This window comes from Rhodococcus sp. TAF43 (genome assembly GCF_052113525.1).
Taxonomy (GTDB): domain Bacteria; phylum Actinomycetota; class Actinomycetes; order Mycobacteriales; family Mycobacteriaceae; genus Prescottella.
Genome location: NZ_JBFRDL010000021.1, coordinates 21,318 through 32,913, shown reverse-complemented (window position 1 = coordinate 32,913; position 11,596 = coordinate 21,318). Strand labels below are relative to the sequence as shown.

At 67.9% G+C, this 11,596-nt stretch carries 13 protein-coding genes; 4 read left to right on the top strand and 9 right to left on the bottom strand.

Annotated features, from left to right (window positions below; genetic code table 11):
* The first annotated feature begins 15 nt into the window (after window positions 1–15).
* Window positions 16–297, top strand: a complete 282-nt coding sequence (locus tag AB4Z09_RS14925; protein ID WP_174910782.1) for an SDR family NAD(P)-dependent oxidoreductase — start codon at window positions 16–18, stop codon at window positions 295–297.
* A 77-nt stretch (window positions 298–374) separates the two neighbouring features.
* On the opposite strand, the gene AB4Z09_RS14920 is transcribed toward AB4Z09_RS14925, so the two are convergent.
* Together AB4Z09_RS14920 and AB4Z09_RS14915 are read right to left on the bottom strand one after the other, a co-directional pair.
* On the bottom strand, window positions 375–812 hold the full coding sequence (locus AB4Z09_RS14920) for a GNAT family N-acetyltransferase (protein WP_114724512.1): 438 nt from the start codon (window positions 810–812) through the stop codon (window positions 375–377).
* A gap of 221 nt (window positions 813–1,033) precedes the next feature.
* Entirely contained in the window at window positions 1,034–1,609 is a 576-nt protein-coding gene (locus AB4Z09_RS14915) for a pentapeptide repeat-containing protein (protein WP_442240093.1), read from the bottom strand.
* Between the two features lie 170 nt (window positions 1,610–1,779).
* Here AB4Z09_RS14915 and AB4Z09_RS14910 point away from each other — a divergent pair, with 170 nt between their 5' ends.
* On the top strand, window positions 1,780–2,376 hold the full coding sequence (locus AB4Z09_RS14910) for a TetR/AcrR family transcriptional regulator (RefSeq protein ID WP_174910779.1): 597 nt from the start codon (window positions 1,780–1,782) through the stop codon (window positions 2,374–2,376).
* A 13-nt stretch (window positions 2,377–2,389) separates the two neighbouring features.
* Here the strand turns inward: AB4Z09_RS14910 and AB4Z09_RS14905 are convergent, their stop codons facing one another.
* Window positions 2,390–3,520, bottom strand: a complete 1,131-nt coding sequence (locus AB4Z09_RS14905; protein ID WP_442240082.1) for a lipase family protein — start codon at window positions 3,518–3,520, stop codon at window positions 2,390–2,392.
* Window positions 3,521–3,706: 186 nt separating this feature from the next.
* On the opposite strand from AB4Z09_RS14905, the gene AB4Z09_RS14900 reads away from it, so the two are divergent.
* On the top strand, window positions 3,707–4,042 hold the full coding sequence (locus tag AB4Z09_RS14900; protein ID WP_114724502.1) for a hypothetical protein: 336 nt from the start codon (window positions 3,707–3,709) through the stop codon (window positions 4,040–4,042).
* A 31-nt stretch (window positions 4,043–4,073) separates the two neighbouring features.
* On the opposite strand, the gene AB4Z09_RS14895 is transcribed toward AB4Z09_RS14900, so the two are convergent.
* Window positions 4,074–5,510: an amidase gene (locus tag AB4Z09_RS14895; RefSeq protein ID WP_174910774.1), complete on the bottom strand. Its 1,437-nt coding sequence runs from the start codon at window positions 5,508–5,510 to the stop codon at window positions 4,074–4,076.
* Between the two features lie 119 nt (window positions 5,511–5,629).
* Here AB4Z09_RS14895 and AB4Z09_RS14890 point away from each other — a divergent pair, with 119 nt between their 5' ends.
* On the top strand, window positions 5,630–6,607 hold the full coding sequence (locus tag AB4Z09_RS14890) for a helix-turn-helix transcriptional regulator (RefSeq protein WP_174910772.1): 978 nt from the start codon (window positions 5,630–5,632) through the stop codon (window positions 6,605–6,607).
* 30 nt (window positions 6,608–6,637) lie between these two features.
* On the opposite strand, the gene AB4Z09_RS14885 is transcribed toward AB4Z09_RS14890, so the two are convergent.
* The 5 genes from AB4Z09_RS14885 to AB4Z09_RS14865 form a co-directional block, all read right to left on the bottom strand.
* On the bottom strand, window positions 6,638–8,542 hold the full coding sequence (locus AB4Z09_RS14885; protein ID WP_442240081.1) for an alkyl/aryl-sulfatase: 1,905 nt from the start codon (window positions 8,540–8,542) through the stop codon (window positions 6,638–6,640).
* Between the two features lie 55 nt (window positions 8,543–8,597).
* Window positions 8,598–8,921 carry an SHOCT domain-containing protein gene (locus AB4Z09_RS14880; protein WP_114724498.1) on the bottom strand — a complete coding sequence of 108 codons (324 nt, stop codon included), beginning with the start codon at window positions 8,919–8,921 and terminating at the stop codon, window positions 8,598–8,600.
* Window positions 8,922–8,936: 15 nt separating this feature from the next.
* Complete coding sequence (locus AB4Z09_RS14875) at window positions 8,937–9,362, bottom strand: DUF6325 family protein (RefSeq protein WP_114724510.1); 426 nt, start codon at window positions 9,360–9,362, stop codon at window positions 8,937–8,939.
* An 80-nt stretch (window positions 9,363–9,442) separates the two neighbouring features.
* The gene (locus AB4Z09_RS14870; RefSeq protein ID WP_442240080.1) at window positions 9,443–10,438 is read right to left on the bottom strand and encodes a 2Fe-2S iron-sulfur cluster-binding protein; all 996 of its coding nucleotides are present in this window, start codon (window positions 10,436–10,438) and stop codon (window positions 9,443–9,445) included.
* Window positions 10,375–11,223, bottom strand: a complete 849-nt coding sequence (locus tag AB4Z09_RS14865; RefSeq protein WP_442240079.1) for an MOSC domain-containing protein — start codon at window positions 11,221–11,223, stop codon at window positions 10,375–10,377. The genes AB4Z09_RS14870 and AB4Z09_RS14865 overlap by 64 nt, the downstream gene beginning before the upstream one ends.
* Window positions 11,224–11,596 lie beyond the last annotated feature (373 nt).

Below are 11,596 nucleotides of genomic sequence, written 5' to 3'. Positions count from 1 at the left end.
GCGAACATCGCGGTAGTGGGGCGCACGGAGAGCAAGCTGGTGGACACTTGTGCGGAGTTGACCAATTCGGGTGTGCGCGCCGAGCCGATCGCCTGCGATGTGAGCGATCATGACGCACTCGATCCGCTTGTGTCCAGGACTGTCGAATTGTTCGGCGGCGTAGACATTCTCGTGAGCAACGCGGTGTTCAGCGAGTTGGGCGATCTGTTGGATGTCGACCTCGACCAAGTCGAGCGCTCTTTCATGGCCGGCCCGTTCGCATCCCTGCCACTGTTGCGGGCCTGCCACCCCATATGAAGAGGTGGGGGCGTTATTCCGGCATCTGCGGCTTCTCGAACAGACGGGCGCCGCAGCGGGCCGTCGGCGGTTGGCTGTCAGTCGTCAAATGGAAAGCGGTAGACCCTGGACTTGCGGGCCTGGAAGCCGAGACGCTCGTACAGTCGATTAGCTGCTGCACGATCTGGTCGGGAGGTGAGATCCACTGTCCGGGCACCCGCCTCCCGGGCGATCCGCAGGGCCTCCTGAGTGAGAAGTCCAGCGACTCCCTGGCCTCGCGCCGCACCGTCGACGACAACGTCTTCGATACGGGCCCTCGCACCGGACGGCAGGGGCAACAGCACCAGGGTCAGGGTGCCGACGACCGCATCAGATGTTCGGGCGACGAGCACGGTGTTGGCATCACAGGTCACCATCCGGTCGATCGCTTCGTAGTCGAGGGGCTTGGCGGTCGACGACAACTGCGGCAGCAACCTGCTGAAGGCATCTACGATCCCTTGACTCGCCTCCCGGATGATCTCCACTCGGACGTCCATGTCCGGGAGCCTATCCGGCGTCTGCCGCCCGTCTCGCAGAACCAGATTTCGCAGGGTTCGCGAGGGTTCCATATCCAGGACGGTCCACGCCTTGTGGGCCGAGCTCACCACTACTTCCGATGATCAACAGATTCAGCCGGCCATGCCTACGAAACGAGGTCACGGACTCTTTCGAGTCCTACGGTCTCTTCAGGATGCCGACGGGGAAGATACGCCCGCCGTCACTCGGCCACTGTGCCGTCCGGCAAGGTCGCATCGGTCAGATCGGCACCGTTCAGGACGGCGTCAACGAGGTTCGCGCCGGTCAGGTTGGCCTTGCCCAGATAGGTGCCGATCAGGGTGGCGCCCGTCAGATCGGCCTCCCCGAGGTATGCGCCGGTCATGTACGCGCCCGAGAGGTTCGCGCCGGTGATATCTGCATGTGCGAGGTAGGTTCTCGTCAGATAGGCCATCGTCAGGTCGGCGTCCCGCAGGTTCGCCCGGGTGAGATACGCGCCGGTGAAATTGGCGTCATGCGCGATTGCGCCGGTGAGATCGGCCCTCGTCAGGTTGGCGCCGACAAACTCGGCGGAAGTCAGATTCGCGCCTGCGAGTTCGGCATCCGTGAGGTCGGCTCCGGACATGTCTGCGCCGGTGAGATCGATGCCCGTCAGATTTGCGCCCGCCAGGCCCACACCCGCCAGGTCGGCGTCGACGAGGCTGACCGTCTCTGAATCGCTGGAACTCCGTAGGGAATTCCAGGTCGCAACATCCGAGCRGAGTAGGTCGAGCGGATTTGCCTGCGATGTGGATGTCATTGAGCCCCCGTATCGGACGAACGTAGTAGCCGGTCGGCGTTGGCCCGGATCATGCGTCGGGCCGACCGTGCTCGGCATCTCGACCGGACGGTTCGACCACCACCGTCTAGTTGACGGCGTCAACTTAACTCGACTTGTTGACAGCGTCAACCTCCTCCTATTCTCTGGGCGTGCAGGAAAGAACCCGAGACACGCGCCGTGCCCTGATCGCCGCGGCCAGTGAACTCTTGGCGCGGGGTGGACCGGCTCACGTCACCTTGCGGGCGGTTGGTGCCGCGGCCGACGTGTCGCGGACGGCTCCGTACCGGCACTTCCAGGACAAGGACGACCTCCTCAGTTCGGTGGCCGCCGAGAACCTGGCCTTCCTGAAGGCAGAGATGCAGCGTGTCGTCGCGGACACCACTCCGGCCACCGCCCCGCTGTTCCGTGCTTGCCTCGCCTACGTACGAGTCGCCTGGGAACATCCGAACCACTACCGACTCGAGTTCGGCGGCGACTATGCGATCAAGCCGAGCCGGGTGCTCGAAGATGCCGCCAACGACTTCAATCGGTACTTCCAGGAACTGGTCGTCGAGGCGCAGCAGAGCGGCACCCTCATCGCCGGCGAGGCTCGGGACGTCGGTCCGATGCTCTGGGTTCTGCTGCACGGACTGGCCATGTCCAATCACCTGGTCGCTGACCGAGCCTGCGAGCCCGAGGCGAGTTATCGGGTCGAAGACATGGAGCGCATTCTTGCTCTGGCGCTGACGAACCTGGCCCCGCGTTGAGCATCCGACCTACTCACGGCCCGAACAGGTTTCGGACGAAGGACAGGCTCTCGGGAAGTGCAGCCCGCATCGTCTCGATATGCCCCGTCGGGTACGTGCGGAACGTGACCGGTTGGCGGTTGGCGGCGAGTTCGGCCGCGAGCTTCAACGCCAGCGGAGCCGGCACCATCTCGTCCGTCAACCCCTGCCCGAGGAAGACGGGCCGGTCGTAGCCGGTCGTCGGGATCTCGAGCATGCCGCGAGCAGCGGCCAGCACTGCGGGATCGTCGAGCGGCCGGTTCACCAGATCGCCGATCGTGACGTCGTCCAGGTCCGTTGCCATTTCCTCGTAGCAGTCGGTTTCGGCTCGGGCGAGGGCGTCGATGCCGCGCGGTGTCAGGTATCGATCGATGTCGAGATCGGGTCGTGCCGCCCGGAGTCCGGCCAGGATGTACGAGACGAACACGGTGCTGCCGGTCAGTGGCAATCGGGGGAAGCCCGGCCCAACGAGCGGCGCTAGGTTCTCCAGATTCGACGGCGCCCCGGTCGCGACCGCCCCGCGGTAGTCCAGTTCGGGTGCGTAGCGTGTCGCGATCGCCGCCGTGGCCATCGCGGACTGGCCGCCCTGAGACTGGCCCAGTGCCACCCACCGCGACGACAGGGACGGTTCGACCGCACGCGCAGCGCGCACCATGTCGACCACGCTGTGCGCCTCCGACGGACCGTCCAGGTACGGGTGGATTCCCGGCGTGCCCAGCCCCACGTAGTCGGTCGCGACGATCGCGTAACCCTGCGAGAGCCAGTGCGTGAGGTACGGACTGCCGACCGTCCCGGTCACGGTAGGAGCGCACTTGTCGGCGATGCCCACGGTGCCGTGCGCCCATGAGACCACCGGCCAGCCACCTGCGGGTGGATCACCGGGTGGGAGGAAGACCGCGCCGGTACTCAACGCGGGCCGGTTCAGTGGGCCGGTGGACCAGTAGGTGAGCTTCGATCCGTCGACGGCGCCGGGGATCCAGAACGACGGCGGCAGGGGAGTCACAGCGGTCACCGTGCCCGGCGCAGCTGCCGGGGTCGGTTGCTGTGCATGGGCGGGCGCCGTGGCAACGACCGCAGCGACGAGCGCGGTGACCATCAATGCTTGGCCGAGCCGTAGTCGGATCATCGCACCGCTCCCGGGGTTCGTCCGCGTGTACGCCGACTCCCATTCTGCGCGAACCGGAGGTGCCGGCATACCGGTTCGACCATCTTCGGGTGCCGCTCCCGCGGTCGAGGAGCCGGTCTATTATCCGATACGCAGACGGGCGCAGCGTAGTTCGCGCGGCATTGTCATGGTGGTGGGGGTGGATTCATGGGGCCGGGAGAGTATCCGGGCGAGTACTCGGGGGAGTTGGTCGCAGCGCCGACGTGGCTGGTGGTCGTCGCGATGATCCCGATCCTGCTGACGATACTGGCACTCATCGTGTTCGCGTGGAAGGAATGGGGCGAACGTCGACGCGCGAGGTCGTCTCCCGTGCACGCGGCGGCGTGGGCGATGGAGCACGACGAGCTAGACCGCGCGATTCGGGCGCTCGCTGCCCGCGAACGTGAACTGCTGCTCGCGGGCGAGCTCGAGGCGGCGAACCGGACCGCCGCCGACAAGGACATCTGTGTCCTGGTCAACGAGCGCCGTCACGGTGTGGCGTGAGGCTGATTCGGTCCGGTCCGAGCAATCGCCGTCAGTGCGCGTAGATCCCTGGGCGTCGAGCCGACCAGGGCATCGCCCGTTCCAGATCCGCGGCGAGAGCTAGCAGGGTGGCCTCGTCGCCGTACCTGCCGACGAACTGAAGTCCGATCGGCCAGCCCGTGCCGGATTCGGCGAGCGGCAGCGAGATCGCGGGATTGCCGGTCGCGTTGAACAGTGCGGTGAACGCGCCGTACTCGAAGATCCTGTCGTACCAACCACGGGCGTCGAGCGAGGCGTCGTCTGCGTCGAGCTGCCCGAGTGGGACGTTCGGCTGTGCGGTGGTCGGCGTCAGGAACACGTCGTACCCGGTGAGGAACCGCGCGACCTCCCGGCGGGCGACGTTGAACTGGTGCTCGGCTGCGAAGATGTCGCGTGCGCTCAGGGAAGCGCCGTACTCTGCGCACGCCAGCGTCGTCGCCTCGAGGTGCTCGCGGCCAGGAACCGTGCCCGCCATCTCGGAGGCCGTGGTCACGATGTCGCCGAGGAAGCTGCACCACGCGTCGAGGTTCGCCTTGTCGAACGCCGCGGCGTCGATGCGCGGCGCCGCCTCCTCGACGTGGTGGCCCAGGTCCGCGAGTCGGGCGGCGAGGTCGGTCACGGCCCGTGCACATTCCGGATCGACCGTGCGGCTCGCGTCGTACGGGACGGTGGTGAACGCGATCCGCAGCGGCCGTACGCCCCGGGTGATCAGTTCGCTGAACGACGCATCCTCCGAGGGGAACAGGTACTTGTCGCCGGGTTCGGATCCGTGCACCGCGTCGAACAGCGCGGCGCAGTCCCGCACCGTGCGCGTGACGGCGAACTCGATGCCCAGTCCGAGCAGGGGGTCGCCGTGGTCGGGGCCGACAGTGGTGCGGCCCCTGCTCGGCTTGAGGCCGACGAGACCGCACGCCGCGGCGGGGATGCGGATCGAGCCGCCGCCGTCGTTGGCGTGGGCGAACGGCAGCGCGCCCGCCGCCACCAGTGCCGCCGATCCGCCACTCGATCCGCCAGGGCTGCGCGTCGGATCCCACGGATTGCGGGTGGGCCCGCCGTAGGCGAGCGCCTCGGTGGTCGCGTTGAAGCCGAATTCGGGGGAGGTGGTCACCGCCATCGTGGCCAGGCCCGCGCGGCGGAACCGTGTCATCAGGTCGTTGTCGTGGGGATGCTCGATCCCGGGCCCGAACAGTCTGCTGCCGTTGCGCTGCGGCACCCCGGCGGCGTGCGTGATCAGGTCCTTGATCGCGAACGGCACACCCCGGAACGGTCCCGACGCGTCGTGGTCGAGTGGCTGGGCGAACCGCTCGCCGACGACCGCACCCAGTTGCGGCTCGACCTGGTCCAGTGCGGCCGCGGCCGCGACGTGCACCTCCGCGGCGCTCACCTCTCCCGCGGCGATCAGTGACGCGAGTTCGGTCGCATCCCGCGCGGCGTAGTCGGCGATATCCATGGCATCCTCCGTGGCTCGTTGATCGATGGAGGAGCGAACGTACGTCCGCCGTGCGGTCCGGGGATCCGTCGATCGACGGACGCGGCGGGGTCTTCTGTGACGTAGGGCATACTGCCGCCATGGACACGACGGTTGACCGGTTGGGGGCGGCCCTGTGCCTTCGGGCGGCCGTGACCTCGGGGTCGCTCGACGCGGGTTCCCCTGGTGTCTCCACCGGTCGGGTCCTGTTCGAACTCGCCGCCGCCGTTCCGTACAGGCACGCGGTGCTGTCGTTCTGGGACCCTGTTGCAGGCGCACACGTGACCAGCGCGAGCCTCGGCTACCACGCCGATTCGGTCGACGTCGTGAACAACTGCATGCCACGGCACCCACTTTTCCGGCAGTTGCGGGACACGCGACTTCCCATGCGACTCTTCGACGTCCCCGAGGCGATGCGTTCGGGACCGGTGTTCGATCGGGTCATTCGCTCGCACAACTACAGCGACGGGCTGAGCCAGTGCCTCCACACGCGGGACGGTCGCTACATCGGGATGCTCAACATGAGTACCACCGACGGACAGCGATTCGACCAGCAGTCCGTCGTCACGGTCACCTTGCTGAGCGACGTGCTGGCGGAGGCGCTCGACCCGTTGGCACAGCCCGGCCCGTCCCCGCGGGTAGGTCCCGGAGACGCCGCGCTGGTCGTCGATGCCGACGGCTCGGCACGGGCGCTGACCGGTGACGCCCCGGTCGTCCTGTTCGGCCCCGGCACGACCGGCGGTCGACTGGCCGGCGCCGTCGCGGCGTCGGGACGGGCCGCAGACTTCGTCTTCGTCGGTGCGGGCTCGGTGCTGTGTGTGCGAATGGAGCCGGTCCGGCGCGGCGGCACCCTGGTCGCGTGCCGCCCGGGTAACCCGCCGATGGAACTGACCGGGCGGGAGGCGGAGGTGCTTGCGCTGCTGCCGACGGGCGCCTCCAACGGTGCGATTGCCGCGCGGCTGCGGATCGGCCCCGCGACGGTGGCCACGCATCTCGAGCGGATCCTGCGCAAGATCGCGGCGCCCAACCGCACGGCGGCCGCGGCAACGGCCGCGCGGTGGGGGCTGACGCCGATCTGATCGCCCGTCCGGTCGTGGTGGGTGCCTTCGTCAGGGGGTGACGATCGCGAAGTTCGGGTCGGGCTCGTCGACATACCCGGCGAGTTCCGCCAGGGCGGCGACGTCACCCTCGACGGCGATCCGGCCGTCGGCGATCGCCTCGCCCATGTTCACCCCACCGAGCAACGCGCCGAGCAGCATCGGCCGGGTGAGGGTGAACGTCGCGTCCGGGGCCGGCCAGTCCCTGACGGTGGCGTCGAGGTCGAAGTGCACCAGCAAGCCGTTGCGCAGCTGTGTGCGGTGCACGACGTCCTCGTCGGTGATGCGCCAGTCGATCACGATGTGCGCCGCCCACGCCCTGGGTCCGTCGATCCGCAGCGAGATCGCGTCGAACACCTGCTCCACCGACAGTGCGGCCGCGATGTCGGGCGCGGCGCTCGCCGTCGGGGTTCCGACGGGCCCGTTGCGTAGCTCGTACGCGCCGGTGAGATAGAAGTTGCGCCATGTCCCGTTCTCGGCGCCGTACGCGAGCTGTTCGAAGGTGTCGGCCTGCAGGGCCTTCGCCTCCGCGTTGTCGGGTTCGGCGAAGACGACGTAGTTCACCACCTGCGCGACCCAGCGAAAGTCGCCGTCCGCGTATGACTCCCGTGCTTTCCGTAGCACCTCGGCCGACCCGCCCATGAACTCGACGTGCCGCCGCGCGAACTCCACCGGCGGGTGTTCCCACAGGTGGGCCGGGTTGCCGTCGAACCAGCCCATATAGCGCTGGTAGATCGCCTTGACGTTGTGGCTCACCGAACCGTAGTAGCCGTGCGTGTGCCAGGCGTTCACCAGCGCGGGCGGTAACTCGATCTCCTCGGCTATCTCGATACCCGTGTGGCCCTGGTTGATTCGTCGGAGAGTCTGGTCGTGCAGGTAGCCGTACAGGTCGCGCTGCAGCGAGAGGAAGTCGGTGAGCCGCGCCGTCCCCCAGGTGGGCCAGTGGTGGGAGGCGAACAGGACGTCGGAGCGTGCGGTGTACCGATTGATCGATTCGGTCAGGTACTTCGCCCACACGTGCGGGTCCCGTACCAGGGCGCCGCGCAGCGTCAGCAGATTGTGGAGTGTGTGGGTTGCGTTCTCGGCCATGCACAGTGCGCGCAGATCGGGGAAGTAGAAGTTCATCTCGGCCGGCGCTTCGGTGCCCGGCGTCATCTGGAACTCGATTCGAACCCCGTCGACGTTTTCCATCTGTCCGGTCGCCGTGATGTCGAGCGTGGGAGTGATCAGGGTCGGGGTTCCCGTCGACGTGGTCTGCCCCAGCCCGGCCCCGACGGCGCCGTGGGGTCCACGCGGCAGTGCGGCGCCGTACATGTACGCGGCCCGGCGTGCCATGGCGGTGCCGGCGAAGACGTTCTCCTCGACGGCGTGCTCGACGAAGCCGACAGGCGCGATGATCGCGCAGCGCCCCGCCGCGACGTCCTCCTCGGTGGTGACGCCCTTGACCCCACCGAAGTGGTCGATGTGGGAGTGCGTGTAGATCACCGCGGTCACCGGCCGGTGACCGCGGTGCTCACGGTAGAGCGCGAGTCCGGCCGCGGCCGTCTCCGCCGAGATCAACGGGTCGATGACGACGACGCCGGTCTCGCCCTCGATCAGTGTCATGTTCGACAGGTCGAGGCCGCGAATCTGGTAGATCCGCTCGGCGACCTCGAACAGGCCCTGCCGCGCGACCAGCCCCGACTGCCGCCACAGGCTCGGATGGACGGTCGGAGGGCAGGACTCGGCGAGGAAAGCGTAGGAATCGTTGTCCCACACCACGGCTCCGTCGGGTGCCGTGACCACACCGGGACTCAGCGCAGCGACGAAGCCGCGGTCCGCGTCCGCGACGTCCGCATCGTCGGAGAACGGGAGCGCCGCCGACGCCCGGGCATTGGCTGCGGCGATTGCAGGGGCGGCACCCTCGTTCTCCGTCATGTGGACATCCTCTCGTCAGGCCATCGACACGAATGCAGTTGTTTCGTCGGATCTTTCAGGCGAGGAGCTGTGCCTTCGCCGCGGCGAACTCGTCGTCCGACAGCACACCGGACTGGTGCAGCTGACCGAGTTGCTGCAGCTTGGAGACCAGGTCGTCACCCGACGGCGCGGCGGGCGGTGGCGGGGGCGCGGGCTGGACGGCGGCCACCTGCTGTGCCGCGGCCTGCTGTTCGGCGTATGCCTGCTGCTCCGCGGCCCGCTGCTGTCCGCGGCGGTTCACTGCGTTGGACGTGGCCTGCGCCGTGCCCGCGATGACCGCGGTGCGCGCGACGGTGCCGAGCAATCCGGGACGACCCCTGCGGCCGGCTCGAAATACCATGTGGCTCTCCTGTTCCTAGAGTGCTGCTTCGACCGCGGAGATCACCGCGTCGCGGGGAATCTGGACGTGCAGTGCGACCTCGCCGCCGGCGCCGCGGACCGTCGACGCGAGTTGTCGCGCCCACGTCTCCTCGTAGACGATGATCGCCGCGGAGCTGCCGGGTTCGAGCGAATCGCGCACGACGTCGAGGTCCTCGTCGCTGATGAGCGACTTCGCCTCGATCGATAGGATTGCCAGGCCGACGTCGTCGAGGTCCTCGTCGACGTCCACCTGGGTGACGTTCCCGTCGGCGTCCTTGGCGAGGTAAACGAGATCGAGCAGCGTCACGTAGCCGCGGTCGACGACGTCCTGCAGCGCAGCGACCGTGGCGTCGTCGACGCGAGCGCCGGGGAATGCCAGCACGACCAGTTCGACCGGTCCGATGTTCGATGTGTCACCCATGACCGTGAGCCTGCCACCATTGCCGCACGGACGCCGGACGTTCGACGGATGTCGTGTCCGCATCGAGCGGATCGTCCGGGTCAGAGGTCGATGACGACGTCGTCGCGGGGCGTCGAGCAGCAGATCAGAACGTCGCCGGAACCGGGCGGGTCCACCGGATCGGGGTCGTAGTCGACGTCGCCGTTCATGATCGCGGTTTCGCAGGTGTGACACACGCCGGTGCGGCACGACCAGCGAACGGGGACGTCGCAGGCCTCGGCGAGTTCGAGGATGCTCGCGTATCCGGTGGAGTCGAACGGCACCGTGAGGCCACTGCGGGCGAAGGACACTGCGAGTCCCTGCGTCGGCGGTCCCGGCGGAGCGTGCGGTGGCGCAGACGGGGTTGCCGCGATGCCGGGGGTGATACCCGGGCCCGCGCCGAAGATCTCGGTGCGTATCCGCTCCGGACCGAGGCCCAGACCGACAAGGGCGCCGGTTACATCGTTCATGAATGCGGTGGGTCCGCACAGGTAGGCGGTGGCATCGCGTGGGGGATCGATTCGGGTGAGCAGTTCGGCGTCGATGTGCCCGGTGTCCGTGAAGTCGATTCCGGGGCGGTCGGTGGCTGCGGGCCTGCTGTAGCAGACGTGGAAGTGGCTGTGGGGCAGGCGGTTCAGCTGCTGCCGCACCTCATTCGCGAACGCGTGTTCGTCGCGGCTGCGGGTGCCGTGCACCCACCACACCTCGCGGCCGGATTCCTCGTCTGCGAGTGCACGCAGCATCGCCAGCACCGGGGTGATCCCGACCCCGGCGGACACGAGCAGTACGGGAGTCTGGCCATCGGCCAGGAAGAACGTTCCTCGTGGTGCAGCGGAGGCGAGGTCGTCGCCGACCTGCAGTGCGTCGTGCAGCTTGTTGCCGACCACACCGTGGGGCTCGACCTTGATGCTGATCCGATAGGTGGGAGCGCCGGGCTCACCGGACAGCGAATAGCTCCGCACCGGCGCTGATCCGCTGTCGTCGGACGCGATCTTCACCGTGAGGTACTGCCCGGGCAGTGCGGCGGGAAGGTCGGAGCCGTTCGGGTCGGCGAGCACGATGGAGAAAACGTTGCGGGTCTCCTGGCGGATGTCGGTGACGCGCAGACCGCGGAAACCCGGCCAGGCGGGCGGTGGTCCGGCCGCGGCGGGACTGAGCCCGACGTTGCCGCCGCCGGGACGGCGGCCTGTCGGAGAAGCGAACGGAACGAGGTCTGCCAGCCCGGGCTCAGAGCCTCGATCCGGAGCGCCTTCTCGAGCTGTTCCCGGGGATGATCCGCGGTGTACAGCAGACGATCCGCGTCGACCACGGTGAGGGATTCGGGGCCGTCCGCGATCTTGACGATGTCCTGCCCGGCCTGCACGGTCCCTTCCTCGATGACGCGAAGGTAGAAGCCGGGCCGGCGATGCGCGACGAGAAGTGCGGCCATCCGAGGCTCGTTCATCCGCAGCCCGACCCGATAGCAGGTGACTCGTGGCTGGGTGACCTCGAAGACAGCCTCACCGATGCGATAGCGGTCGCCGATGCAGACGTCGTGGTCGGCGAGGCCGTCGACGGTGAAATTCTCACCGAACTGACCGTGGACGAAGTCGTCGCGCCCGAACTCCTGCTGCCAGTGAGCGTACGAGTCGAGTTGATACACCATGACCGCGCGCATCTCACCACCGTGCCCGGCCAGGTCGCCCTGTCCGTCCCCGTCGATGTTGAGGCGTCGAACCCTGACCGGCCCGGGCACCGGTGACTTCCAGATTGCGGTGTGAACCGTTTTACCGCGCCAGGGCACGTCCTGCGGCATTCCCACATTGATCGAGACCAGACGCCCGGTAACGGCAGGCTGTCCCATGTCTCCGACGCTAGTAGTCGTCGACGCGGTTCAGCGGTGAAGCGCGCGATCCGAGATGAACGAGCAACCTTCGCCCTGCCGAAGACGTTTCACCAGTGAAGGGTTCGACGACGCCTCCTGTGGTACGCATGACCGCATGGGGGAATGGGTGGGGCGGGAGATGTCGATCGCGATCGGCTCGGGTGCGGTGTGCGGAGGTGTGGTCGTGGCGGCGGTCGGCGGGCGCGCTTCGCGTCGTGTTCTGCGGCCGCGATCTTCCTGCTGATGTCGATGTGCTCGATGTGGGTGCTGTCCACGTCTGCAGGGGAGGCGTCACTAATGATGCCCGGTGTCGCAGTCGGTTTCGCGGCCGCAACCTTCGTCTGCACGCTCG

Coding starts and splice junctions, on each gene's coding strand:
- AB4Z09_RS14875 (WP_114724510.1), bottom strand. CDS start 9,362: ATGGGTGACACATCGAACATCGGACCGGTCGAACTGGTCGTGCTGGCA.
- AB4Z09_RS14880 (WP_114724498.1), bottom strand. CDS start 8,921: ATGGTATTTCGAGCCGGCCGCAGGGGTCGTCCCGGATTGCTCGGCACC.
- AB4Z09_RS14900 (WP_114724502.1), top strand. CDS start 3,707: ATGGGGCCGGGAGAGTATCCGGGCGAGTACTCGGGGGAGTTGGTCGCA.
- AB4Z09_RS14920 (WP_114724512.1), bottom strand. CDS start 812: ATGGACGTCCGAGTGGAGATCATCCGGGAGGCGAGTCAAGGGATCGTA.
- AB4Z09_RS14890 (WP_174910772.1), top strand. CDS start 5,630: ATGGACACGACGGTTGACCGGTTGGGGGCGGCCCTGTGCCTTCGGGCG.
- AB4Z09_RS14905 (WP_442240082.1), bottom strand. CDS start 3,520: ATGATCCGACTACGGCTCGGCCAAGCATTGATGGTCACCGCGCTCGTC.
- AB4Z09_RS14865 (WP_442240079.1), bottom strand. CDS start 11,223: ATGGGACAGCCTGCCGTTACCGGGCGTCTGGTCTCGATCAATGTGGGA.
- AB4Z09_RS14885 (WP_442240081.1), bottom strand. CDS start 8,542: ATGACGGAGAACGAGGGTGCCGCCCCTGCAATCGCCGCAGCCAATGCC.
- AB4Z09_RS14895 (WP_174910774.1), bottom strand. CDS start 5,510: ATGGATATCGCCGACTACGCCGCGCGGGATGCGACCGAACTCGCGTCA.